Annotated in this window: 23 protein-coding genes; all 23 read right to left on the bottom strand. The window is 47.8% G+C overall.

The window, feature by feature from the left end:
* Positions 1-278 precede the first annotated feature (278 nt).
* Positions 279-1,085: a pyruvate, water dikinase regulatory protein gene (locus M1K58_RS17900; RefSeq protein ID WP_256760199.1), complete on the bottom strand. Its 807-nt coding sequence runs from the start codon at positions 1,083-1,085 to the stop codon at positions 279-281.
* A 25-nt stretch (positions 1,086-1,110) separates the two neighbouring features.
* On the bottom strand, positions 1,111-3,192 hold the full coding sequence (gene glyS / locus M1K58_RS17895) for a glycine--tRNA ligase subunit beta (protein ID WP_256760198.1): 2,082 nt from the start codon (positions 3,190-3,192) through the stop codon (positions 1,111-1,113).
* Positions 3,185-4,072 carry a glycine--tRNA ligase subunit alpha gene (glyQ, locus tag M1K58_RS17890; protein WP_256760347.1) on the bottom strand — a complete coding sequence of 296 codons (888 nt, stop codon included), beginning with the start codon at positions 4,070-4,072 and terminating at the stop codon, positions 3,185-3,187. Before glyQ ends, glyS begins: the two co-directional genes overlap by 8 nt.
* 331 nt (positions 4,073-4,403) lie before the next feature.
* Positions 4,404-5,234, bottom strand: a complete 831-nt coding sequence (recO, locus tag M1K58_RS17885; RefSeq protein WP_256760197.1) for a DNA repair protein RecO — start codon at positions 5,232-5,234, stop codon at positions 4,404-4,406.
* A gap of 6 nt (positions 5,235-5,240) precedes the next feature.
* Complete coding sequence (locus M1K58_RS17880; RefSeq protein WP_256760196.1) at positions 5,241-5,390, bottom strand: YqzL family protein; 150 nt, start codon at positions 5,388-5,390, stop codon at positions 5,241-5,243.
* A 113-nt stretch (positions 5,391-5,503) separates the two neighbouring features.
* Positions 5,504-6,406 carry a GTPase Era gene (gene era, locus M1K58_RS17875; protein WP_256760195.1) on the bottom strand — a complete coding sequence of 301 codons (903 nt, stop codon included), beginning with the start codon at positions 6,404-6,406 and terminating at the stop codon, positions 5,504-5,506.
* Between the two features lie 27 nt (positions 6,407-6,433).
* Positions 6,434-6,859, bottom strand: a complete 426-nt coding sequence (gene cdd, locus M1K58_RS17870; RefSeq protein WP_256760194.1) for a cytidine deaminase — start codon at positions 6,857-6,859, stop codon at positions 6,434-6,436.
* Between the two features lie 70 nt (positions 6,860-6,929).
* On the bottom strand, positions 6,930-7,304 hold the full coding sequence (locus M1K58_RS17865) for a diacylglycerol kinase family protein (protein ID WP_256760193.1): 375 nt from the start codon (positions 7,302-7,304) through the stop codon (positions 6,930-6,932).
* The gene (ybeY, locus tag M1K58_RS17860; protein ID WP_256760192.1) at positions 7,301-7,837 is read right to left on the bottom strand and encodes an rRNA maturation RNase YbeY; all 537 of its coding nucleotides are present in this window, start codon (positions 7,835-7,837) and stop codon (positions 7,301-7,303) included. The genes M1K58_RS17865 and ybeY overlap by 4 nt, the downstream gene beginning before the upstream one ends.
* Positions 7,834-10,101 (bottom strand): HD family phosphohydrolase, encoded by a 2,268-nt coding sequence (locus M1K58_RS17855; RefSeq protein WP_256760191.1) that lies wholly within the window; start codon positions 10,099-10,101, stop codon positions 7,834-7,836. Before M1K58_RS17855 ends, ybeY begins: the two co-directional genes overlap by 4 nt.
* 22 nt (positions 10,102-10,123) lie before the next feature.
* Positions 10,124-11,080, bottom strand: coding sequence for a PhoH family protein (locus M1K58_RS17850; protein WP_372339183.1), 957 nt, complete (start codon positions 11,078-11,080; stop codon positions 10,124-10,126).
* A 39-nt stretch (positions 11,081-11,119) separates the two neighbouring features.
* Positions 11,120-12,298: a sporulation protein YqfD gene (gene yqfD / locus M1K58_RS17845; protein ID WP_256760189.1), complete on the bottom strand. Its 1,179-nt coding sequence runs from the start codon at positions 12,296-12,298 to the stop codon at positions 11,120-11,122.
* A 107-nt stretch (positions 12,299-12,405) separates the two neighbouring features.
* Positions 12,406-12,705 carry a sporulation protein YqfC gene (gene yqfC, locus M1K58_RS17840; RefSeq protein ID WP_256760188.1) on the bottom strand — a complete coding sequence of 100 codons (300 nt, stop codon included), beginning with the start codon at positions 12,703-12,705 and terminating at the stop codon, positions 12,406-12,408.
* Between the two features lie 164 nt (positions 12,706-12,869).
* Entirely contained in the window at positions 12,870-13,286 is a 417-nt protein-coding gene (locus M1K58_RS17835; RefSeq protein WP_256760187.1) for a hypothetical protein, read from the bottom strand.
* Between the two features lie 37 nt (positions 13,287-13,323).
* Positions 13,324-14,307 carry a flotillin-like protein FloA gene (gene floA, locus M1K58_RS17830; protein WP_256760186.1) on the bottom strand — a complete coding sequence of 328 codons (984 nt, stop codon included), beginning with the start codon at positions 14,305-14,307 and terminating at the stop codon, positions 13,324-13,326.
* Positions 14,308-14,357: 50 nt separating this feature from the next.
* Positions 14,358-15,728, bottom strand: coding sequence for an NfeD family protein (locus M1K58_RS17825; protein WP_256760346.1), 1,371 nt, complete (start codon positions 15,726-15,728; stop codon positions 14,358-14,360).
* A gap of 159 nt (positions 15,729-15,887) precedes the next feature.
* Positions 15,888-16,331, bottom strand: a complete 444-nt coding sequence (locus M1K58_RS17820; protein WP_256760185.1) for a GatB/YqeY domain-containing protein — start codon at positions 16,329-16,331, stop codon at positions 15,888-15,890.
* A 16-nt stretch (positions 16,332-16,347) separates the two neighbouring features.
* Positions 16,348-16,521 carry a 30S ribosomal protein S21 gene (gene rpsU / locus M1K58_RS17815; RefSeq protein WP_115990702.1) on the bottom strand — a complete coding sequence of 58 codons (174 nt, stop codon included), beginning with the start codon at positions 16,519-16,521 and terminating at the stop codon, positions 16,348-16,350.
* Between the two features lie 163 nt (positions 16,522-16,684).
* Positions 16,685-17,032, bottom strand: a complete 348-nt coding sequence (locus M1K58_RS17810; RefSeq protein ID WP_256760184.1) for a histidine triad nucleotide-binding protein — start codon at positions 17,030-17,032, stop codon at positions 16,685-16,687.
* 121 nt (positions 17,033-17,153) lie between these two features.
* Positions 17,154-17,465: a hypothetical protein gene (locus M1K58_RS17805; protein ID WP_256760345.1), complete on the bottom strand. Its 312-nt coding sequence runs from the start codon at positions 17,463-17,465 to the stop codon at positions 17,154-17,156.
* A gap of 197 nt (positions 17,466-17,662) precedes the next feature.
* Entirely contained in the window at positions 17,663-18,277 is a 615-nt protein-coding gene (locus M1K58_RS17800; RefSeq protein WP_256760183.1) for a hypothetical protein, read from the bottom strand.
* 63 nt (positions 18,278-18,340) lie between these two features.
* Positions 18,341-22,318, bottom strand: coding sequence for a UvrD-helicase domain-containing protein (locus tag M1K58_RS17795; RefSeq protein WP_256760182.1), 3,978 nt, complete (start codon positions 22,316-22,318; stop codon positions 18,341-18,343).
* Complete coding sequence (addB, locus tag M1K58_RS17790) at positions 22,315-25,857, bottom strand: helicase-exonuclease AddAB subunit AddB (RefSeq protein WP_256760181.1); 3,543 nt, start codon at positions 25,855-25,857, stop codon at positions 22,315-22,317. Before addB ends, M1K58_RS17795 begins: the two co-directional genes overlap by 4 nt.
* Positions 25,858-25,869: the final 12 nt, after the last annotated feature.

Here is a 25,869-nt window from a genome sequence, read left to right as displayed (position 1 = left end):
AGCTATTTTCCGACAATCATGCCTCTTTCGTTAAACGATTTAATAGCTTAATCTCACAAATACCTAATCTATATTCCATATGAATTGTTCATAAAATGCTCACAAAATAATATCCTGATGAAGATCCCAAATGAGCTTCCTTCATTATCATTAGCGATTTCTTCCAGAATTAAACTTCAAAGCTACTTTTGAACCTCACACATAACCGAAAGAGAACCTCTCGGTTCTCTTTTCTCCCACTTATCTAATAGAACGAGAACGAATTCACCTACACCTCGTCACTCTTGGAAGTGCTCCAGGATGAGACTAGCCGTTTCCTCTACCGCTTTATTAGATACATCGATAATGATGCAGCCGATTTTCTCCATCACAAGCCTCGCATGCTCTAATTCTTTGAATATGCGCTCTGAGGTTGCATAAGGCGCGGAGTTCGGAAGCCCGAGCGCTTTTAGACGCTCCTTACGAATAGCGTTTAGAGAATCAGGATTGATTGTTAATCCAATTACCTTCCGTGGAGGCACAAGAAAAAGCTCCTTCGGGGGTACAAGCTCTGGAATCAAGGGGACGTTCGCTACCTTGAAGGCTTTGTGCGCTAGCACCATAGAGAGCGGGGTTTTGGACGTTCGCGATACCCCTACAAGAATGATATCGGCTTTGAGGATGCCCGAAACGTCACGCGCATCATCGTAATGAACTGCGAATTCCACAGCTTCCATTTTCAGAAAATAATCGGCGTTGAGCACATGGTTTAAGCCTGGCTCATGACGGGACTTATGACCTAATGACCGCTCTAGATTATCGATCAGCGGGCCAAGCAAATCAATGGCCCGCAATTTAACTTTTTTAGCTTGCTCTACCATATAGTCGCGTAGGAAAGGAATGACCAACGTGTAGAGTACAATGCTATTCTCCGCTTGTGCTGCAGCGAGAATTAAATCTATCCCATCGCGCGTTTGGATGAATGCCGCACGACGAATATGAACGGACAACGGATGAAACTGAGCCGCAGCCGCGCGGACTGCCAACTCTCCCGTATCTCCTGCGGAGTCGGATACAACATATACAGTCACGCTTACTTCTGACATAGGTCAGCTCCTTCCAAAGGAATGATCAACCTGACAGCTTCGAGAAATCAGCGAATTGCTTCACATCGTCTGCTACTAACGCTAATAGGGCAAGGCGGTTACGCCTTAAAGCCTCATCCTCCGCCATGACCATAACAGCTTCAAAGAAAGCAACAATCGGTCCGCTTAAAGAGGATAACACCGATAATGCTTCAACCATATTGGCTTGTGTGCTTGCACTCAGAAACTTGCCATGCACCTGCTGCCAAGCTTCATAGAGACTACCTTCCGCTGCATCCGCAAACAAGTTCGCATCCACTTGTTTAGAGTCTGCTTTTGCCGCTAGGTTGCATACGCGGTTAAAGGCTTCAACTGCCGGTCGGAATTCCAATTTGCCACTTTCCGTATTAACGGCTTGCAAAGCATGCGCTTTAAGCACTGTACGGCGAATATCCTGAACCCCTGCTCCCAATATCGCGTCCACGACATCGTAGCGAATCGCTTGCTCGGATAACACGTTTTTAATTCTGAGGGCAAAGAACTCATGCATGTCTTTATTAATATCATAGACTTCACGCTTCAAGCCTCTATCTGCTTGAACGTCCAAAGCAATCTGGAACAACTCGGTTAAAGTAATTTCCAGTTCATGAGCTAACAACGTACTTACAATGCCAGCTGCTTGACGGCGAAGGGCATAAGGATCTTGTGATCCCGTTGGAATAATACCAATGGAGAAGCAACCCGCAATCGTATCCAGCTTATCGGCGATGCCAACAATCGCTCCAACTAACGAAGCGGCAGGACGATCACCCGCATTCCGAGGAGAATAGTGTTCATTAATTGCTTTAGCTACACTCTCTCTTTCTCCGGCTTTACGCGCATAATCTTCTCCCATAATTCCTTGTAGCTCAGGGAACTCGTACACCATCTGAGAAACAAGGTCGAACTTGCAAATATTTGCTGTGCGGCTTATATCTTCAAGCTCTGATTGATCTAGACGCAAATGTTGGGCAATGCGGTCTGCGACCTTGCGTACACGACGGACCTTATCCGCTACTGTACCAAGCTCTTCGTGATACACGATATTATTCAGCTTTGCCAGCGCATCTTCAATAACTAGCTTTTTGTCTTCTTCATAGAAAAACTTCGCATCGGACAAGCGTGCGCGAAGCACCTTCTCATTCCCTCTGGAAACAACATCAAGCGATGCAGCATCGCCGTTACGTACGGTTACGAAATAGGGCAACAAAGTTCCTTCGCTATCAAAAACAGGGAAGTAACGTTGATGCTCACGCATAGACGTGATGAGTACTTCTTGCGGAATTTGCAAAAATAACGGGTCGAAGGAACCTGTAAGCACGGTTGGCGTTTCGACTAGGAACAATACCTCTTCTAGTAAATCGTCCTTAACAGCAATATTCCAGCCCCGCTCAGCGGACAAGCTTTGAATGCCAGCAACAATCGCTTTCTGACGCTCTTCCACATTGACAATGACCTGCTCCGCAAGTAATCGCTCAACATACACGCTCGGTTGCTCCACGACAGTATCATTTCCGAGAAAACGATGACCGCGCGTAACGTTGCTTGTTGTAACTCCAGTAATTTCGAAAGGTACAACCTCACTGCCATGAAGGGCAATGAGCCACCGAATCGGACGAATATATTTAAGCTCGTAACTACCCCATCTCATATTTTTAGGGAACGAAAGCGAAGTAATTAACGTTGGAAGCGCCTCTGACAGCAAGGATGAAGTTTCCACACCAATACTGCTCTTCGTAGCAAATACATACTCAACATTCCCTACCTCACGGATGAACAAGCTATCCGGCTCAACCCCTTGGCTGCGGGCAAAACCTTGTGCAGGCTTGCTCCATGCCCCGTTCTCGTCATAAGCAATTTTACGAGAAGGACCTTTGACCTCTTCCGTCACGTCCTCTTGTTTGTCTGCTAGCTCAGTTACGAGTACAGCAAGTCTACGTGGAGTCGCATAGGCTTTCACTTCGCCATAGGCCAATCGGCTATCGGTAAGCCATTTTTCCATCTTTTCTTTGAGTTGATCCATTGCACCACGCACGAAACGAGCAGGCACCTCTTCCAAACCAATCTCTAACAGTAGGTCTTTAGCCATTGTGCATCGCTCCCTTCTTGAGCAACGGGAATTCAAGCCGCTCACGTTCCTGCAAATAAGTGGCTGCCACTTGGCGAGCCAGGTTGCGCACCCTTGTTATATACCCCGTACGCTCGGTTACACTTATTGCCCCTCTAGCGTCTAACAAGTTAAACGTATGGGAGCACTTCAGCACGTAATCATAAGCCGGGAATACAAGATTAACATCCATCGCACGCTTAGCTTCACTTTCATAAGTGGAGAACAATTGGAACAGCATCGCCGTATCCGATACTTCAAATGTATATTTGGAATGCTCATATTCAGGCTGTTTGAATACATCACCATAAGAAACACCGTTTACCCATTCCAGATCAAACACATTTTCTTTGTCCTGAATGTAGGAGGCCAATCTTTCCATTCCATACGTAATTTCCACTGCAACCGGATGACAATCAATTCCACCCACCTGCTGGAAGTATGTGAATTGTGTAATTTCCATACCATCCAGCCATACTTCCCAACCAAGACCCCATGCTCCTAGTGTTGGAGATTCCCAGTTATCCTCTACAAAACGAATATCGTGATCTAGCGGATTTAAGCCCAGTCTCTTCAAGCTTTCCAGATATAGCTCTTGAATGTTATCTGGAGATGGCTTCATAATGACCTGGAATTGGTGATGCTGATAAAGTCTATTCGGATTTTCTCCGTAGCGGCCATCAGCAGGTCTCCTTGAAGGCTCCACATAAGCCACGTTCCATGGCTCCGGTCCTATCGCCCGCAAGAAGGTCATCGGATTCATCGTTCCTGCGCCCTTCTCCGTGTCGTATGGCTGTACGACAATACAATTCTGCTCCGCCCAGAACTGTTGTAGCGTCAACATCATTTGTTGAAAATTCATCATCGACTGTTCGCTCCTTTTTATGTCCCTGATCATACTAAAAAGCCCCCGTCCCACGTCTGCCCTCGCAGACATAGGGACGGAAGCTGAATACTCCCGCGGTTCCACCCTACTTGGCTCCCTTACAGCAACGGTTACTCACCCCGTTATGCGCGATAAGGTTACCCTCCTCATTCGTACAAGTTCTCTCCAGAGTGCCCTTCACTGACCCGTATCTCCAGGCTTACACTGTCCCTGGCTCGCTGCAGTTACTAACGGTATTCAGCTACTTTCTCCTTCACTGAGACAAAACTGATTATGATGACATTCTAAACTACAGTGCCGATGACTGTCAAACCGATCCGTCGCCAAGCTTGGTGTCTTCTGATTCCGAAGTTTCCGCTACCGATTCTGGGCGTTTCATCCGCTCTCCGAGCAGATCACCATACTTCTCCCACTGATCTAGGAAACTTCGCGACTTCAGATTCAAGCTCATATGGGTATCCATCCATCGCCGTAACACAAATTGCAATTGACGCTTGGTGCTATCCTTGACTGTGATATTGCCCAATCTGCGTAAATCTAACGTTAAGAAAACACGCAGCAGCTTCCACACCGAATCCTCCAACTCAAGCGCTGAAGGGTCTCTATGTCTGCACGAAGAACAAAGTGCGCCTCCAGCGTTTGAGCTGAACCGGAATATCCCATCCTGCCTACCGCAATTTACACATTCGTCTAGCATTGGGGCATATCCTGCAGCGCTAATGACCTTCATCTCGTACACGCGCAATACTATCTGCGGGTCCTTACCTTCAGCTAGCGCAATTTGGCATGCTTTCAGCTGATGAAATAAGTAAGCTGCAGCTTCATCATCTTGAATCCCGCGATCCGTCAGTTCTGCAGCGTACGCAGCATACGCGGGACCTTCAAGACCTTCCCGCAGCTCACGAAAGGACTCCAGAATTTCTCCACTGTTTAATGTCCCGAGCGCTCCTGTTTTATAATAGGAGTAGTCACCGTATGTAAAAAGCTGAGCGAGTGATCCATATCTACTCTTCAGCTTCTTCGCTCCACGAACGATAATTCCCTGCTTCCCATGGGTGGGTGTAAGCAGGGTAATGATTTTATTACCTTCCCCATAATCGATGCTACGTACGACTAACCCTTCAACCCGATATAACACCGGCTCTCATTCCTCGTCTACGACATTACCCTCATCATCTTCAAACCCATCTGCAATACCGAGTTCGGAAGTCCCGAGATTATGCATTTCTTTATAAAGCAAGTAAGCTTCGATATCGCCGGTTTGCGTAAACACGTGCCACGTGAAATCCCGCACAGCGCCTCATCCTCTCCGGGCGAAAATGAATTGCATCTTTCACCAATTAGGATGTCACGGGAACTTCTTAGATATTCCTAGCAGTTTTTACGTTTAACCGGATAATCGTTTTGTTAATCGTTTCGGTAACCTAATGTCTTTAACATCGAGTCGCGATTACGCCAATCTTTATTTACTTTCACCCATAGCTCAAGGAATATTTTGGAGCCTAGCAGCCGCTCCATATCTTGCCTAGCCAGCTTGCCTACTTCTTTCAGGAGAGCACCATTTTTGCCAATAATGATCCCCTTCTGAGAATCCCGTTCAACAAATATGACCGCTCCGATATTAACAAGCCCATTGTCGGCAACACTCATGCTTTCAATTTCCACCGCGATGGAATGTGGAATTTCTTCCCGTGTAAGCTGTAGCAGCTTCTCCCGAATTAATTCCGCGCATACAAATTGCTCCGGATGATCCGTAATTTGATCAGCCGGGTAATACATTGGACCTTCTTCCAAATAGAGGGACACTTGCCCCAACAATGCATTCACATTATTACCGTTAAGTGCTGATACTGGAACAACTTCCGCGAAATTCATCAGCTTACGGTATTTATCAATAACAGGTAGCATCTCGTCTGGATGTATTTTATCGATTTTGTTAAGGACAAGAAATACCGGTGTATCCGTAACCTTCTTCAGCTGTTCGATAATATAGCGATCACCGCCACCGATCGGCTCCGTCACGTCCGTCAGGAACAAAATAGCCTCGACTTCTTTAAAGGCACTTTCTGCTGCTTTCAGCATATAGTTGCCAAGCTTAGAATTAGGCTTCGTTATTCCAGGTGTGTCAAGAAATACAATTTGCATATCGTCTGTTGTATAGACACCGTGAATTTTGTTCCGAGTCGTTTGGGGTTTGTCTGACATGATGGCAATTTTCTGACCAATCACTTGATTCATTAACGTGGATTTTCCTGCATTAGGACGACCCACAATAGCTACAAATCCTGATTTAAAGCCCTTCTTCTGCATAACCTAATCTCCTTCAATCTACTTCGTTCAAATGTTCAAATCTTTAGACGTAAAAGCGCCTGGAAGCAGCTCTGACACTGTCGTCACTCGATAGTCACCTTGCATGTTACCCAGAATAACAGGCATATCAGGCTTGCATAGCTCGGCCAGCACCTGACGACATACTCCACATGGAGTAATCGGTTGATCCGTCTCACCAATAACTGCAACAGCCCTAAATTCTCCAGCTTGGCAGCCATCCGCTATGGCACGGAATAAAGCTGTGCGCTCTGCACAATTCGTCGGACCGTAAGCCGCATTTTCTACGTTGCAGCCGTGGTGAAGTTGGCCTTGAGCATCAAGCACCACAGCACCAACTGCAAAGCCTGAATAAGGGACATAGGCACGTGTACGCGCCTTCGTAGCCGCTTCCATAAATTGTTCTATCGTAAGAGAAAGACCTTCAATGCTCATTATAATTTCCTCCAAATAAACGGCTACTGGTCATCCAAGTCTATGGCTAAGTCCAGCACATGTCTATGGTCTATTGAAAACAAGCTTCCCACAATAGGGGGCCGAGTACTATGACTCCGACTGCTGCTGCAAACAACGACGCGACTAGCACCGCCCCTGCGGCAGCATCCTTTGCAGTCTTAGCTAAGGGATGAATGCCTGGTGAAACTAAGTCTACCGTACGTTCGATGGCTGTATTCATCAGCTCCGACACCCATACCCCTGTAATCGCAGCAAGCAACCAAAGCCACTCTAAGCGCGTCACCTTTAACCAAATCGCTAGGGCAATAACAATGAGAGTAGCTACCAAATGAAACTGCATATGACGTTCGCTTCGCAGCGTACTCGTAATTCCCGCTATCGCATGACGAAACGATCGGGTCTCGCGCGAACGCCAGCTGCTCATCGAATGAGCCCTGCCTCTTTCAACACAGCTTCCTGTTTACTAAACATCTCTTTCTCCTGCTCCTCATCCCCATGATCGTATCCAAGGAGATGAAGAAACCCATGTACAAACAGAAATCCCAGCTCGCGCTCAAAGCTATGGCCATATTCCTCTGCTTGAGCTTCGGCCCTAGGAACAGAGATAACGATATCTCCTAGCAAATCAGAGAAAGGGTTACCCAGCTTCTCTTCGTCCTTCCAGCCCTCGTCGCCTTCTTCCGAAGCCTCGTATTCATCGTTATAATGAATGTCCGGCTCTTCACCCTCGATTAAAGAAAAGCTCAGGACGTCCGTAGGCTTGTCCAAACCGCGATATTGCCGATTAAGCTCCTGTATGCCCGCATCATCTGTTAATGTCAGCGTGACGATACCATCTGGCACTTCTTCCTTTTCACCTGCTATGTGCAGAAGCTTTTCTAATACATCCATCCATTTTTCTTCGCGAGCACCCGCGCCGCCATCACGCTCGTCAATCCACTCCAAGCTAAGTGTCATTCTTTGATCTCCTTTACTTCCTTCATTTTTTTAAGCTCATTATCGTCGGGATACTCAATCCGAGAATGGAACATCCCTATGACCGTTTCTTTAAGAGTTTGAGCAATCTTATCTAATTCCCTCAATGTCAAATCGCATTCATTAAATTGTTGGTCATCCATGCGATCTTTAATAATTTTCCGGATCATATCTTCGATTTGTTCTACCTTCGGATGATCTAGCGAACGAACCGCTGCTTCCACACAGTCAGCGATTCCAACGATGGCCGCTTCCTTCGACTGTGCTTTAGGCCCTGGATAACGGAAATCATCCTCTGTCCATTCGTTCTCTTCCCCTTGCTCTTGCGATTGCTTAACAGCTTTGTAATAAAAATACTTAAGGAACGTCTTACCGTGATGCTGCTCAGCAATGTCCCGAATCGGCTTTGGCAGCTTGTGCAGCTTCAGCATATCTGCACCATCCTTAGCATGCGCGATAATGATGGACGCGCTCACCTTCGGATCAAGCTTGTCGTGTGGGTTGCCGGCAGCACCCTGGTTCTCGATAAAGTAAAGGGGTCTTTTCGTCTTGCCCACATCATGATAGAAAGAACCGACGCGACATAATAGCCCATTTGCTCCTACTGACTCTGCCGCTGCCTCCGATAAATTACCGACCATCAAGCTATGATGATACGTACCTGGAGTTTCGGTTAAAAGCTTCCGAAGTAAAGGATGGTTCGGGTTAGACAGTTCTACGAGCTTAAGCGCAGACAATATGCCGAAGGTTACCTCGAAGAACGGCATTAGACCGATAACTAGTACTGCAGTGAGTAATCCGCTTGAGAACATGAAGATTACGGATTGGATCAGCTGAGTTCTGCTAGGCTCAGGATCAACGAGCATTAATGCGATTACAGCCACAGAGCCGAATAGGCTAACCATGATCCCCGCCTTCAATATGGAAGATCGATGACTCGCTTGATGGATGGCCAGCACAGCTGTAAAGGATACGACTGCTGCCACGAACCCGTAATGAAAGTCGAATACATGCTCCTGCTCCACATTAAGGATGATGCTCCCTAGCAGTGTAAATAGAAATGAGCTAACGAGTCCGAGATGGATATCTAGAAGCAACGTCACAAGCATACTTCCCATAGCTATCGGAGCCAAATATCCAACGAATGGCCAATCGGAACTATAGGTTAAGGCAACAAGATGCATGAACATAATGTTCAATGCAAATATAAGCAGCATCATAAGCCAATGAACATTGTTCCGTTTCTGCTCACCAGAGGTGGCAGAGGTCAGTTCACCATAACCGTACAAAGCCAGTGTGAAAATGACTGCGAATAGCAGAACGCCTAATTGCGGCAAATAGTTTTTACGCTCCTGCAGGAGTCCTAAGGAATCCAGCTTTTCATAGATATCTTGCGTAATAGGTTGTCCAGCTTTTACAATGATATCTCCCTGCTTAATGAGAACGGGAGACGTATTCTGCTTTGCTTCAACCTTAGCGTCTTCCGTGCCCTTCTTGTCGTAAAACTTATTCGGTAGAATAGCCAAACGAGCCAATTCCTGCACGATTTCTCGTTCCGTCTTCAAGGAGAGTGCGCTTGCATTCACGAGTTCAGCAACTTTCGTTCTTGCTGTCTCTGCCTTTGTTAATGATTCGCTTGTTAGCTTACGTACAACATCCCATCCGACCAACCGCATTTCGGACAATTGATCCGAAGTTAAACGCGGCATCTTGTAGAAGGTTTCCTCCGGAATGGAATAGATTTGTGATAATACAACCTCTTCCATCTCTGCAAGCAGTCCGGCTGAATAGGTTTCCGAGCCTCTATTCGTCGCTACGAAATTCAATACATATTGCTTGACGCGTTCAGGAATGACCCGACGGAAAATATCAACCTTATCCGCTTCTGTAATCTGGTCATCCAGATTCAGTTCTTCAATCCTCGCAAATATTTCGTTGATGAGCACTTCATTCTTAAGTGCCACGATGGAGTAAATCGGGCCGACCTCGTCCGCCGCTGCCTCCTGCGCCTTCAAGGTTGCCTTTTCGTCTAGCTCCTGACGGGGAGCTTTAATATCCTTGTCGCTTTTACCATTCAACGTAATGTCGTAGGTTTCTGGAACAAGCCTAGGTGCAATGCTGAAGTAAAACAAAAATACAAAAAGCAGAAGCAGGAGCCAGCGCATCGCTGCGCTGTGCTTCCACCCTGCCGCTGCCCCAGTTAAGGTAAGCGGATTGCTTGGCTGGCCGCTATTGTTCCGACTCATCCGGCACTCCCCTCCCGTATGGTTATTGTTCGCTATTCATGCTGTAAGCGATAATTATTTTTTGTACAAGAGCATGTCTGACGACATCCTGATCTGTGAAATAGACCATTCCGATATCCTCAATCTCACGTAAAATACGTTCAGCTTCGATTAATCCGGACTTTTTGCCTTTTGGAAGATCAATCTGGGTTACATCACCCGTAATGACCATCCGCGATCCAAAGCCTAATCGCGTCAGGAACATTTTCATCTGCTCAGGAGTCGTATTCTGTGCTTCATCCAAGATAACAAAGGAATCGTCAAGCGTTCTTCCCCGCATATAAGCAAGTGGCGCGATTTCAATTTGTCCGCGCTCCATGGCTTTCGCTACACCTTCCAAGCCGAGAGCATCATTTAATGCATCATACAAAGGGCGTAAGTAGGGATCTACCTTCTCCTGCAAGTCACCTGGTAGGAATCCAAGGCTTTCTCCCGCTTCGACCGCAGGACGCGTTAAGAGAATCCGTTTGACACTACCTGCCTTTAGGGCTGCAACTGCACACATGACTGCCAAATACGTCTTACCTGTACCCGCAGGTCCAATTCCAAAAACGATATCTTTTTTCCTTATCGTAGTTACGTAATGCCGCTGTCCGAGAGTTTTTGGAATGACTCCTTTTCCTCGAAAGGTCGAAGTAATTTCGCCCTTGAACAAAGTAAGAAGCTCATCCGCCTTCATCTCACGCGACAATTCCAGCGCATAACGGACATCGCGTTCGTTCAGCTGCAGCCCACCCTGAATGAGTTGAATAAGGGTATCGAACAACTGCTGCAAGGAACGTACTTCCTCCGCTGGTCCTTCAATATGAATCTCCGCTTCTCTTGAATGAATGACTGACACACATTCCTTCTCGATTAGACGCAGGAACTTGTCCTGTGGACCGAACAGTGCTAATCCTTCAGCTGCATTGCGTAACGGGATCGTCGTATATTGTTTCAGTTCAGTCAAAAAGACTCATTCCCCCTAATCGATAAGCTTTTATAATATAGGACGCTCAACCTCGATAGATTGTTCCACTTCAAATAGAACAGTTAACAATACTTTACCATTCTCAGTATGTTCATGCAAAATGTTTTCCGCTCTAATGGTTGCATCCTTCCCAGATTTGGCTAGCAATTCAGCACGAGCCTGTTCTAGGCCCGTTATCTTAGCTTCCTCTGGAGTAAGCCGTTTCTCAATTTCGATGACCTCGAGCTCATGCTCCTTCATCGTTCCAAACGGTAACAGCCTCTTCCAAAATTGCGCCTTATGTATTGTGGTCCGAATTTGCGAGCTTTCGAAGGTTAACCCGCGATAACCAGATAATTGAAGTGCGCGATTACCCAATAATAAATACGAACGTTCTTGAGATACTCCCGTTATATTTTTTGTTTTTGTCACTAAAGGAGAAGCAATACGATATTCATGCCATACAAGGCCCATAACCTTCCCTTTCGATACGACAGCCTTGCTATGCTGTTCATTCCCTAGTATACCGGAGATTAGAATATCTCCTTTGCGTACACGGTCATTGCGTTCCACCTTCGGACGTCCATTCTCGGCAATGACACGAGTAATAACCGCATCCGCTTTGGCGACCAAATTTCGCGGACCTTCTAACACCTTTTTTTCTGGCTTAGTAGAATCAATCACTGTAATTGTAATGGATGTACCCTGTTTATCTACCCCCACCCACGCAGCATCAGGCAGCTGTAACGCTAAGCGCTGAGATAAGGATGCCGCGTTGCCCATCCGGAATGACCATTGGAAATCAAATATGCCTTCTGCTCTTGCCGCTTGGCGTATTTTCTCTTCCGGAATAGCTGAGTTGCCTTCGATACGGACGTCCCACACTAGCGTTGAGAGAATAAATAGCGCTACCACAAACGCAATCATTCCTCCGGCAAAAGTTTTCCTTCGTGATAGCCTCGCCATACGAAATGGCAGACCATGACGAGAAATAATCCGTGTCTTGCTTCCGCTCTCCCGCAGCAAAGGACGAAGACGAAAGAAATCTGGAATGGATATTCCGAAGATCAGCTCACTCGCCGGTGTGAATGATATATTCCATAGCTCGATTCGCTCTCTAGTTGCAGCATTAAGAAATTGCTCCGATTTTCCTCCAATGAGCTTGACCCAAACATAACCGCGCAGATTTGCTACCCAAGTTCCTTTCATTCTAACTCTCCCCCTAGCTTAGCGCTTGTCCTTTCAGAAAACGAAAGTCCGTTTTTCTTATCAAAAAACGGACTAGAACATCAGTCATTCCCTATTTTTGCTTGGCGTCAGTTGTTGGATGGCTTCCCTTTCAAATGCAGCTGGACACCCGTTATTTTCCCTTCTACGAATACTTCCTCTGCACCGATATTCCGGATAATCAAATCTTGGCCCGTCACTTCCATTTCACCGTTATCCATTGCCAGTCGCAGGTTTTGCGGTGTGAAATGGAGAATTCCACGATGATTTTCCACCGTTAATTGAAGGCCCCCGATCATCGTGATGCGCGGCAAGTCCAGCACCACATCCTGCGGCAGGTCAAGAATTGTGGCAGTCCATTTGCGCAGCTTCCGACTTACACGCATCATTGGGCGGTCCTCCCTCCTATACGGTAAACATATGCGCAATAGACGCTCTTTATGAAGCGAAGCAGGGTCAAGCTCTTTGGAAAGCTTGAACGATTGAACATATTGGGATAAAACGAAAAAAGCGAGCCCCGAAGGACTCGCTTTCAATATTGTGATGCTGTTACTTAGCGTCGATAGGGTCGACGCGCCCGCGGAGGACCAAGAATTTCCGCCCATACGACCGCACGAGTTAAATCATTCTTAGTAAACACAGGAGAAGAGTGCTCCTCCGGCTTTGATTCCTGCTGAAGAGATTCCACCAATCGAGCAGGTCTCTGCTTCACTACTGGCAGCTCATCGTGCTGATGGGCCGCATACGGGTCCTCGTTAAGCTCTAAAGGCTCAGAACGAGAAACTGGAGTACTTAGAGGTTCAACCTCCGCAGAAGGCCTAGAACGCTGCTGATTGCCACCTCCGAAGTCAGGCGTCCGATTTGGACGTTGCTCCAGAGGGGATTTGCGGAAAAACAGTGAATATATAATTCCAACGATTACGAATACGATATAAAAGTTACCCGTAATGAATGAAATCAACTTTTCCACATTTCATCCTCCTTGCTTAAACGTCTTCTTTGGCAGATCAAGACTTTTTAGGTCCGTCGCCATCTTTGCCAATGGAACCCCTCATTTGGGTATCCGCTTCAATATTTTTCAAGTTCATATAATCCATGACCCCAAGCTTGCCTGATCTTAATGCCTCCGCCATAGCAAGCGGTACAGTAGACTCTGCTTCTACAACTTTAGCTTGCATCTCAACGACGCGTGCTTTCATCTCTTGCTCATGGGCAACAGCCATCGCACGACGTTCTTCCGCTTTCGCTTGTGCAATCCGCTTGTCAGCTTCCGCTTGCTCAGTTTGGAGATGGGCGCCAATATTTTTCCCTACATCAACGTCCGCAATATCAATGGACAAAATTTCAAACGCAGTACCTGCGTCCAAGCCTTTGCTAAGAACAGTTTTGGAGATGCGGTCTGGATGTTCCAGAACGTCCTTATGAGATTCTGAAGCACCGTTCGTACTAACAATCCCTTCGGCAACACGCGCGAGAATAGTCTCCTCACCAGCACCCCCGACGAGTCGATCAATATTAGCACGCACCGTTACCCGTGCTTTAACTTTAACTTCAATCCCGTTCTTAGCAACTGCAGATACGACTGGTGTCTCGATAACTTTAGGATTTACGCTCATTTGCACAGCCTGTAATACATCACGTCCAGCGAGATCGATGGCAGCAGCCCGCTCAAATACGAGGGGAATATCTGCACGTTGCGCAGCAATAAGGGCATTAACAACGCGGTCAACATTACCACCGGCAAGGAAGTGACTTTCCAACTGATTAATATTTAGACCAAGCCCTGCTTTGGATGCCTTAATGAGCGGATTCACGATCCGACCTGGCACAACTCGACGTAACCTCATTGCAACTAGAGTAATGATACTGATTCGAACGCCTGCAGCCCACGCTGAAACCCACAGCATAAACGGGAAGAAGCTCAAAAACACCGATAACACTACGATCACAACCGCGATAATGACAAGAAGCTGAATGTCTACTGTATCCATTTTGTACCTCCGATAGGTTATTGTTTTATTATTGATTGCGTTATCGTTTTCTAAACTTCCTTCACTAGGATGCGAGTTCCATCTACGGATACTACTTTTACGCGCGTTCCTTGCTCAATAAATTCCCCAGACGTAATAATATCAAGTCGTTGCCCATTGAATTCCCCCATGCCAGATGGACGAAGCAGAGAGGTCGTTATTCCTTCTTGACCGATCCATTTCTCACGGGATTCCTGTGGCACATAACCCTTGTCCGTTGTCAGCTGCTCACTTAGAATAAATCGATTCCAAATGCCCCGCTTGCGGAAAATATAGACGAATACACTGACGATAACTGCCGCTACGAGTACCGCGATACCAAGCGATTGCAGCGCGTTGCCCGTATCGTAAGCTCCCATCGTGATTCCAGTGATTAAGGACGCAACTCCAAGAATTCCTAGAATTCCGAAGCTTGGAATGAATACTTCTAATATGAGAAGTGCGATTCCGATCAGGAAGATGACCAGCGCTTCCATTCCAGCAAAGCCAGCAATCGATTGACCGAAGAAATATAGACCAAATGCGATAAGTCCAATAACTCCTGGTATACCGAAGCCGGGTACAAGCAATTCAATTGCAATGCCCGCAATCCCAATAATCAGAAGCAAAATACCTATTCCAGAGCTGGTTACTGCTGCGGATATTCGTTCGGCAATTGAAGGCTGGAAATCTACAACCGTCCGATCGGACAACCCTTTCCATGCAATAACCTCATCTACCGATTTCACATTCTTATCGGAGTAACCAACCTTCAGCGCCTTTTCCGCACTTAAGGAAATAATCTGACCGATTGCTTTCGTCTCACCAATCGCTTTAAGCTCGATGAGTCGACTTGGATCGACCATCCCGATTGCGATATACGGATCGCGCCCATTCATCTCCGCAACCGATTTCATCTCCTCACTCCAGAAAGAGACGAGCTTCGGATTTTCGATGGCATTCCCTTGTGCGTCCACGATCATGGCCGCTCCTATTGTAGATCCCGGAGCCATCGCGATATCTCCTGCGTTCAGGGCAATGTATGCACCTGCAGAAGCTGCTTTACCGCTGACGAAAGCAACTGTCGGTACTTTAGCCTCACGTATCCGCTTTCCAATGTCTTCAGCGGTTTTCAGCTTGCCTCCCGGCGTGTCAATATCAAGGACCACCAGAGACGCTTTCGCCTCTTCCGCTTCCGTTAAAGCGCGATCTAGAAAGGAATAAAGCCCACTTTCTACAGTCTGTTGTACGGGAACGACATACACTGAGCCTGCAGACGAGCTCTCCGCCGCACGGGCACTATCGATTGCCATACTAAACAAGGGGATACAGATTAACATTAGTAATGGAAAAAGCCTTAATGCAGTCCTCCAACCCTGATAACGTTGGCGGTTTGGAATCATTGAATTCAAGCCCCTTCCTCCCATCGCAGTTTTCAAGCCTAAGAATAATACGGTATTTTCCAACTATAGTTTCATGTTTGTGGTAAATTCACAACAAAAAACGCGCATATTAAGCAAAAAGCACTTCCGTAAAGGAAGTGCTAGTCGTTCACATCAGAATTATTGCAGAGATTGTTGGACGATTGCATTGACGAGCTTACCGTCAGCAATTCCCTTCACCTTGGGCATTAAAGCGCCCATCAATTTCCCCAGGTCGGCTTTAGAAGAAGCACCGGTTTCTTGCATGGTCTGTACAACAATGGCTTTGACTTCTTCTTCCGTAAGCTGTCGTGGAAGATATTCAGAGATGATCTCAATTTCTGCTTTGACATTGCTTACGAGATCTTCCCGTCCACCTCTTTCGAAGTCTTGGAGGGAATCGCGGCGCTGCTTGAGTTCACGGCTCATTATATTAAGCAATTCGTTATCTTCAAGCGGTCGACGCAGCTCGATTTCTTGGTTTTTGATCGATGCACGAACCATGCGAATTGTCTGAAGACGGAATTTCTCCCCACTCTTCATCGCTAGCTTCATGTCTTCGTTCAAACGTTCCGCAAGATTCATAAATGCGGATTCCTCCCTAGAACTTCCGTTTACGCGCGGCTTCGGATTTCAACTTCCGTTTAACGCTCGGTTTCTCGTAATGTTTACGTTTCTTCACTTCCGCGAGAACGCCATCTTTGGCAATGGAACGCTTAAAGCGGCGGAGTGCAGCGTCGATTGTTTCATTCTTTCGTACTTTTGTTTCGGCCACCTGTTTTCCCTCCCTCCGCAACAGACCCAACACGGTTATCAAACTTTATTATATGTGAAGAGGAAAGGGAGTGTCAACTTACCGCAAGCGAAAATTTACGATGAAATGCGCGTTAACATTTTCCTCTACTTCTCAAAATGCTCATTTATACATAATGTGGAAGTTATGACGGGTTAAGTGCAGCTAACTTTTCACCACCAAGAATATGCCAATGAATATGAAATACGACCTGTCCGCCATCATGACCACAATTGTTTACAAGTCGATATCCCGTTTCTTCCAGATTAGCCTCTTTAGCGATTTGTTTTGCGGATAATAATAAATGTCCTAATAAAGCGGCATCCTCTGCCTCGCAATCATTCATTGTAGCAATATGCTTCTTGGGTATAACTAGCAGATGGACAGGCGCTTGAGGCTGGATATCATGGAAAGCAACAACTTGATCATCCTCATATACTTTGCGCGCAGGAATTGTTCCTTCGACAATTTTACAAAATAAGCAGTCCGACAACGTACGCACCCCTTAGAGTCATTTGACTCCATCATAACTTATTCCCTCTAGCTTCGTCCAACTGTCCCCCTATAGCAAGGGCCTGCAGCGTCGCTGCAGGCCCTTGCTATAGATAAAGTGCTCACCAATAATAGGGGAGCAAGGAAATTGCCGCAAGACCGGCAAGAGGCAATACAAGACGATTAAACCGCCTTGGACGATAAGGATAAAAAGGACCAACTGGGGGATATAATGGCGGTTGCGGAAAAAAGCCACGCATCGGGTCTACAGAGCCTGGAACCGCGAGACATACCCATTCATCATCCACATGCTCTACGATTCCATCATAACAATACCCATCGGCAGCCTGTACTTCCACATATCGATACATATGAGATTCGCATAATGTTTTAGTCACTTTGTGGGCTGTTGGCTTGTGTGCCGGTTTATGCATAGGGTGAGCTACGGCTACTGGCTGAGTGACGGGTGGGGTGACCGGCTGAGTTTCATGTTTCGGCACATGCTGTACAACCGGTTGAGTTTTACTTTTTTCCATGAGCATTCCCTCCTTGGGCGCCTGCCTTCTCCTTCATCATATGCCGCCTTGGGCGAATGGCTACTTTGAGAAAAAAATAAATGGGCGCCTCCAGCCTAGAGTTTAGCTGCTAACTGCTCAAGAGATAGGCTCGCTCCCTTTGCAAACTCTACCCAGTTCCCTAGCCTTACCATTTGACGAAAGCCATCTTCACTAGAGGGTGGGCGAAAGCCATTCAGAGCTTGCTGCATTTGCGCAGCACCATCACGCACAAGAGTTAGTTGAGCTATCTCCTCTTGTGTGAGTGAGCCTTCATGCTCACCTATTGTAGACATTTGATTATCTGGACCAACGATCGCACTCATAGCTATACGAAGTCGTGCGCTCGCATCTTCTTTCGTTTGACCGGACTTTAATTGTGTCGCCTCAATGAATAGGCTTGTCGTCTCGCTAGATGCGAGATTGGCTTCCCCTAACATTTTCGCAGCACGAATCGTTTCTGCCTGTGATTTGGAGGTGAGAAGGAGATCTGCACCATCATGAAGCTTACCTGCGAAAACCAAGGCATAGTTGTATTGTTCGGCTAGTCGTTGTCCTTGATCCGTTGTATGCTCCTGCTGTGACAACAGGTATTTGGAACAATAAATAATAATAAGCGTCGTCATAATGACCATAATGATGAACAAAACGGGAATCGTGTAAGACCTTTTCTTCACAATGCTATCTGACATGACCTAATCTCATCCTCCTACATTTCCACTATTAAATTTACCGCAGATTTCTTGATCCTTAGCTTAGAGTAAACGTACCGCTTGTCCGCCATCAAAGAAATAGACGTATGCTTCCTTTACCACCGTGCCCAAGATGCTCTGAACAGCCTCACTGTATTTCTCCACCTGAAATCGGTGTCTTTCCGCTGCTTCATGAGCATCGATTCCTTTAAGCTCATCCGTCTTGTAGTCAACAAGCACGAGCCCGTCATCCTCCGCGAACAAGCAGTCGATGACGCCTTGAATAATGACGGTTTCCTCTGAAGAAGATTGGACAAAACCCGGATATACGGTCGCCGCTTCAAGCCCGTAAGTAAAGGGAATTTCCCTCCACAGTCGGCTAGCTTGACGAAGCCGTGAATACAAAGGGGTTTGGCAAAAAGCCGCTACAATTGATGCGTCTACCCCAAGACGCTGGTCGTGCGATAAAATGTGCTTCTCCACAAGTCGATCAAGTAAACCTACTATGTGCTCTACAGCGATTCCTTCTTGAAGAGGCAAATGTTGCATGACCAGATGGAATGCCGTCCCTCGTTCCGCAGGCGTTAGCTGCCGTGCCGACATAAACCGCGGACGCCTTAGTTTAAACGTTGCCGGAGAAGCTGTAGTTGAAGCTGGAGCAACCGTTGAAGCTTCTTCATCCGACCATCCTTCCTCCACAGACCGTTCCATCCACTCATTGGATGCAAGCGGAATTTGTGGGGATATCGAGTGAATATCCTCGGCAGCCGCTAATCGATTTTTTAAAGAAGTAATGGAGGTTTTGGCCGCCACCTGCGTCGCAGCCGTATCCCTATATTCCCAAGACAAAATACGAGCGACTCGTTCAGAGGCTTCGAGATTCGTCATGCCCTCTACCTTATCACCGCTAAGAACAGCATGCCAGCGTTGGCCTTCATCAGGCTTCTCCTCCTGTATTTCAGCCGCTTGGCGGGTGTAGGTGATCGCCGGAACGATTCGGGACAACCATCGTTTGGTCGGATCTGATATTTCGCTAGCTAATACGGCAGCTGGTCCTAACCAATCTAGATACTTCCTTGCTGCAGATACAGAAAATGCAGGTAGAGATCCTTCCCCCATTGCCGCAGTCTCACTCCACTGCTCCCATTGCTTAGTCGCATCTTTACTTACACCTATCAGATATAGCTTCTCCTTAGGGCGAGTAAGAGCAACATAAAGCACGCGCATTTCCTCTGCAAGCATCTCTGCTCCGAGCTTCCGACGAATAGCAAGTTGGGGAAGCGTCGGGTAAGTCACCCTTGACTCACTCTCTAATACTCTTGGTCCGAATCCGAGCTTCTTATGCTTAAGAAATGCTCCGTTTAAGTCTCTACGATTGAAATTCCGCCCAAGCCCGGCAGCGAAAACAACGGGGAATTCGAGCCCTTTGCTACGGTGAATAGATACAATTCGTACGACATTCTCGCTTTCTCCAAGTGCGCGTGCAGCTCCCAAATCTGCGCCCGTATCGCGCATCCGGCCGAGGAAACGGAGAAAACGAAACAGCCCCCGGAACCGGGACGACCGTTCATATTGGACCGCACGATTAATGAGCGCTCGTAGATTGGCTTGCCGCTGTCCTCCGCCAGGTAGGCCACCTACATAATCGTAGTATCCTGTTTCGCGGTATAACATCCATAGCAAATCTCCTAGCGGTTCCTTCCTAGCAAAGTCGCGCCACTGTTCAAGCTTGTGTACGAATGCCAGGAGAGAATGTCTGAAGTCATCCTTAACGCCTCCACCTTCTAGCGTGGAGAACGATTGGTCATCTCCCACTGTTGCGTTAACAGCATCCCAGAACGAGCCATTACGAAGCGCTAGGCGGATTTGTGCCAGCTGCTCCGCGGTAAAGCCTCCGATCGGTGAGCGTAATACTCCAGCCAACGGAATGTCCTGATGCGGGTTGTCGATAATCGATAACAGCGACAGCATAATGTCCACTTCTGTCGCGGCAAAATAACCCGTTGCTAGATCTGCATAAGCAGGAATCCCAGCGGCCTTCAGTTCGTCTAGAAATGCAGGTGCGAGCGCGGTTACCGCCCTGAGCAATATCACAATATCTCGGTAGCCAACCGGTCTATGTAGCTTAGCTTTGCTATCATATACCGCGAATGGAACTTGTGCTTCTCCATCGGTTCCCATTAGCTTGCGAATTTCGGCAGCGATGCACCTCGCTTCTAACTGGGCGCTCTCGATATCCTCTACTTCCTCGGTCAGTCCCTCTGATTGAGAGTTGCCGCTGTCATGACCTTCCGTGGCCTCAAAACCTACCTTACCCGTCACATCTGGGGATTCCTCACCCGCAGTCGTATTAGTGACAGCTGCAGAATCCAGTAAAATCAACTCCACAGAATACGGGTTCGGAACACTAGTATCGTCGGGATACCCGTCGCCATAGATCAGCTCCGCACGATCATCGTAATCCATTTCTCCAACCGGTTCGTGCATGATGAGATGAAATACGTGATTGACCGCATTTACGATTTCTCGACGGCTCCGGAAGTTTCTCGCCAAATCAATACGCAATCCATCCGTGTCTATCGCGTCTGGCATATCTGTCGTAGTTGCCATATCCATGGATGTAGTGAATGCTTCATAGGTTTTATATTTACTTAAGAACAAGCCTGGCTCAGCCAATCGAAATCGATAAATACTTTGCTTCACGTCACCGACCATAAACACATTTCCTGGATCTTTTCTCGAAATGAGTGCTACGATCGCTTCTTGAACCTCATTCGTATCCTGATACTCATCTAGGTATATTTCTGCAAAGCGCTCGCTGAAGTTGATCGCCGCCATTGAAGGTGAGCTGTGTTCAGGTGTTGAAGAAGGATCTCGCAATATCCGTAAGGCATAATGCTCCAGATCTCCGAAATCAAGTAAGCCTTTCGCCCTCTTCGCCTGCTCGTAGCGCTCTCCGAATTGCACAGCCAGCTCAGCTAACTGCTCCATAGCCGGAGCCAAATCACGAAGCTCAGCCGCATATTGCTCGGGAGACCGCACAAGCCATTCCTCCGATAAACGACCTGCCGCTTTCTTAGCCGCATCTCTCAGCTCTTTGACACGTTCGATTAAAGCGGGGTCATAATCATCCCCCTTGCAGGCTTTAAGTCTTCCGAAGGAAATGTCCGCTACTGCTGCTTGCCAATCCCCCCAAGTCCCAGCTTCAAATGCGTATGCAACTCTTTCAAGGCCATCGATATCCGCAAATAGCGTATCGATATAAGGCTCTGGACCACCTGGTTCATGGGCAATGCGAAGCGCTCCTCGCAACAGGTGCAGGGTGCCCTTGAGTAGGAGCTCAGCATCCTCACGCAAGCTCTTAACCCACAGCGAGTGAGGAAGTGTTTCTGCTTGAGCGAGCTGAAACTCTCCAGCCATCTGCTTAAGCCAAAATTCTGGCCAAGGATGGCTGCCTGCATAATCGAATAATTCAAGCACAAGTCGATGTAGGGGCTCGTCACTTCTTTCCCCACCGAAGCGGTCAGCTAGGGAAGATAACATACCCGCTTCTCCTTCACTCTCATACCGCTCTTCGAACAGCTCATCAAGCGTATCCATTCGTAGCAATTCAGCTTCTGTCTCATTAGCCATTCGAAAGCCAGGATCTAGCTCTATCAGAGGGGCGTATCGCTCTACAATTTCCAGACAGAAGGAATGTAGAGTTGTTACTGACGCTCTAGGTAGCAGCGCTAGCTGCCGACTAAGATGTCTTGAATCCGGATTTTTCTCCAAGGCTTCATCCAGCGCATGACGAATTCTTTCCTTCATCTCCGCAGCAGCCGCTTTCGTAAATGTAGCCACAAGCATGGCATCAACATCCAATGGACGTTGTTCATCCGCAATTCTCGATATAATTCTTTCGACGAGTACAGCTGTTTTACCAGAGCCTGCAGCTGCAGCGACAAGCAGATTGGAACCATCAGCTGTTATCGCTGCCCATTGTTCATCCGTCCAGCGACTGTTTTCCGGCTTGGCCGGCCACACTCTATTCGGCCTCAATTCAGTTCCTCCCCACACTTCGCTCCGTCTGCAAGCCGTTGCCATAATTCCTCACGACTGCTGGATTTACTTAAAGCATGAAACGTATTTCCCTCCACTTGACTATCGAAATGGCATACCGGGCGAAAATCACAAAAGGTACATGGACTACGCTTGTCCAATCGATAAGGACTGATCGCGACGTCCCCGTCCACAATCCGCTTGCCAATTCGGCGAATTTGCGAACGCACGGAGCCCCGCAACACTTCCCACTCACTCTGATTAGCAACTTGAGAACGCGCTGAGAACGTCCCATCCTTCTTGAATTCAACCGGAATGACCGCTGATTTACTTGCTTGGTTCAAAGATTCGTCCATTAGCTTAACGGATTCTCCGTCGGATAACAGTAGCCCTTGCATGCGATACTCGCGGAACAAAGCGTTACGTGCTTCTTCCTTCGGCATTCCGTTAGGCGTATTCAGTAATGGGTTCTGCACATGAAAATAGAGCACTCCTGCCGGTTTGGCCGCTTGACCAAGCCAATGTGGGGCATGGGACACAACAACGTCCAAATAGGTAAGCATTTGCAGAGATAAGCCGTGAGCCACTTCGTCGAGCTTGAGCTTCATTGCACTAGATTTATAATCCATAATGCGCAAGAGTAGTCCCGAGGAGGACTGTGCTGCGTCCACTCGGTCAATTTTACCAGCGATGTCCATCCAACGTTGATCATCTAGTTGGAGAGACAAGGCGGGTAGCAAGCCTTTGGGCCCGAAGCTCAACTCAAGTCCTACAGGCTTGAATGCCGATAAAGCAGCATGCTCACCTAGAATAGTCGATGCTTGCGTAACAATATCTCGTAGCTTGCGAGCCATAACTTGATGGCGGTGCGAGGACAACAAAATCTGCGATTGGACACGGGGCAATAGCTTGTCCACCGCAGCGGCCGCTTCCATCTGCCACCTCATTGCGTCCATACCTGCCACACCCTCAGCGAACAGCTTCTCTGTCGTTTGACGCAAGGCAGCATGAAATAACTGCCCTATGTCAGGCGAGTCCACTCGGAACAACCTACGCTCCTGTAGCCGCAAGCCATGAACAGCGAAATGCTGGAATGGACAAGCAATGAAGCGTTCCATCCGTGATACGCTAGCTAATAGTCTTTCCCCATACAACAGTCGGCTTGTTTCGGGAGCTAACGGTTTCTCTATGTTCGTATATTTCAAGGAGGATACAAGAGAAGTTAACCGGTTATTCCAGATCGGCTGCTCTCTTAACCAATTGTAGATGGACCACCAACCCGAAGTTAAGGTTTCCCCTTGCCGCCAGCTACGAAGCTTTGTTAGCAAATGGGTCATCGCTCTACCTGGATGGACAGCGAAATCTAACTGTTCCTCCTCTGATTGCGTCTCCAATGGTTCTGCGGCCAAGGATTGAATCGTAATCCCAGGAAATCGCTTCTTAAGCTTGCCTATCCATTCCGAGGGGAGAAGCCCATGCCCTTCATCATCGGCAACTGGGTAGCTGACCCACAGATGGTGGGACGCTGTCGTCAAGGTCAAATAAGTCAAAAACTCTTCGTCCAACAGACGTCGGCGCGAACCGGGGGCCATTGACATTCCCGTCGCTACCAAGCGGTCACGCTCCTCTTCAGCTAGCAATCCGTTCTCAGATATGCGCATCGGCATTACACCGTCATTTGCCCCGAGCAAATACACGATCTGAATACGATCGGAGCGAGTTCTCTCCGGACTTCCTATCAGCACTCCATCAAGCGATGGTGGAACTGCTCCAAGCTTTAGCTCTTCAAGGCCAGAATCGACCATCCCAGCAAACAATTGAATATCTGGGGACTGCTCCCCCATCAGCTCAACAAGTTGATCTAATAGATTGATAATTCCATCCCACAATGGCCGATGAACCGCCATTCTTCCTGGCTTTCCAACGACACGATCTTCTTCGCTCCAGCTTTCCAGGGTGTCAGCAGCACCTGTTTGCTCCAGAAACAGAAAGAGACTCTCACAGAGCTCCCTGACTGTATGTGCCGACTTCATCCGTTCTTCCAACGTCAATAGTGGAAGCAGTAATGCATCGCGTACTTCAATTAAGCTCTGCATAGCTGCATCAGCAGCGTTCACTGAACCTTCATCCTCGAGGTCTCCCCGATAAAGCGGAAACCATGCTTGCGGGGCATGCCAGCGCCAACCGTCAATTCCAGCGGCTAAGGTGTAATTTTCCAAACGGTCGATTTCATCTCGGGTAACTCGTCTCTCAGGTGTTCCGAGCAAATCTGTCTTCGCACAGCGAAATACAGCCTCCGCCTTCCACCCGCCTGTCACGCATTCTAGTGCAGAGCGAACAAACTCCACTAGGGGATGATGGGAGACACCCGATTTGCCGTCCAAGTAATAAGGAATCCCATAGTCGCCGAATACGGTCGCTAACAAATCCGCATAATCATCCATACGCCGGACGAATAAAGCCATATCACGCCAACGCTTCCCTTGCTCCCTCACCCGGTGAAGCATATTCCGGGCAACTGCCTCCACCTCAGCTCTGCGATTAACCGCAGCATGCAAAGATAGTCCGCACAGAGGATCATCCGGCTGCAGAATCGCAGCATCGCCCTCCCAGCGCTTGCGCTTGTTTCTCCAATTGCGCTCCAAGAAGGCAAGCATCGGGCTTTCTACGAAACGTGGCGCGACCTCAGGATTAACAATCGCTGGTGGATCCAGCTTTACCCCGATGGATTGTGCCAATTCACATAATTGAGCCGATGTCTCCGCCGTTGGATGGAATACATCTAGCTCATCAGGCCGTTCACCCGCTCCATAAGGCTGATCTACACAGAGGGTAACACTCACTCTATCCGCCTTTTTGAGTAGAGCTTCAATAACGGCATATTCGCTTGGTGTATACCCATGAAAGCCATCCAGCCATATTTCTGCACCTTCAAGAATGGAGGAAGTCGCCGCGCCTTTTGCCAGCCAGCTCAGCATATCCTCCCCATCCAGCCAATGCCCAATCAGCTGCTGCTCCATTTCGGAGTATATCAATGACAAGTCGTGCAGCTTATCCGCCAGCAGATTAGCTCCCTTATTCGATACGGCACGAATAGCCGCTGCCTCTGCCTGCTGCGATAGTTTACTGCTGTCGATCCCATACCTTTTCATTTCTGTAAACAAATCATTAATTCGGGTAATCAGTCCAGACTCCGTCTTCCCACCGCGAAATAATCGCAAGCTTTCTCTGCGGGCTTCCAGCACTTTGTGCAAAAGCATTGCTTTGCCATTATCATGTATCGGTACGACAGCTGAGCCACCCGATTCCTGCATCACTCGAAAGGCGAGCCTACGGAAGCTCAGCACTTGGGCCCGCATAAAGCCAGATAGCCCTGGCGTTGTAACCATCGCATATTCCATTTGAAAGGTTGCCTGTTCCGGAACAAGCAACATAAGTGGAGCGCCGAGCGGCTCTTGTTGCAGCTTATCTCGTATTTCATCCAAACAGAGACGCGTCTTCCCGCTACCGGAACGCCCTGTTATGAGCCGAAGTGACATGCGGCAGCCCCC

Source organism: Cohnella sp. WQ 127256 (assembly GCF_024519285.1).
Classification (GTDB): Bacteria; Bacillota; Bacilli; order Paenibacillales; family Paenibacillaceae; genus Cohnella.
The sequence above is the reverse complement of the archived record's forward strand: the minus strand, read 5'-3'. Positions and strand labels throughout refer to the sequence as shown.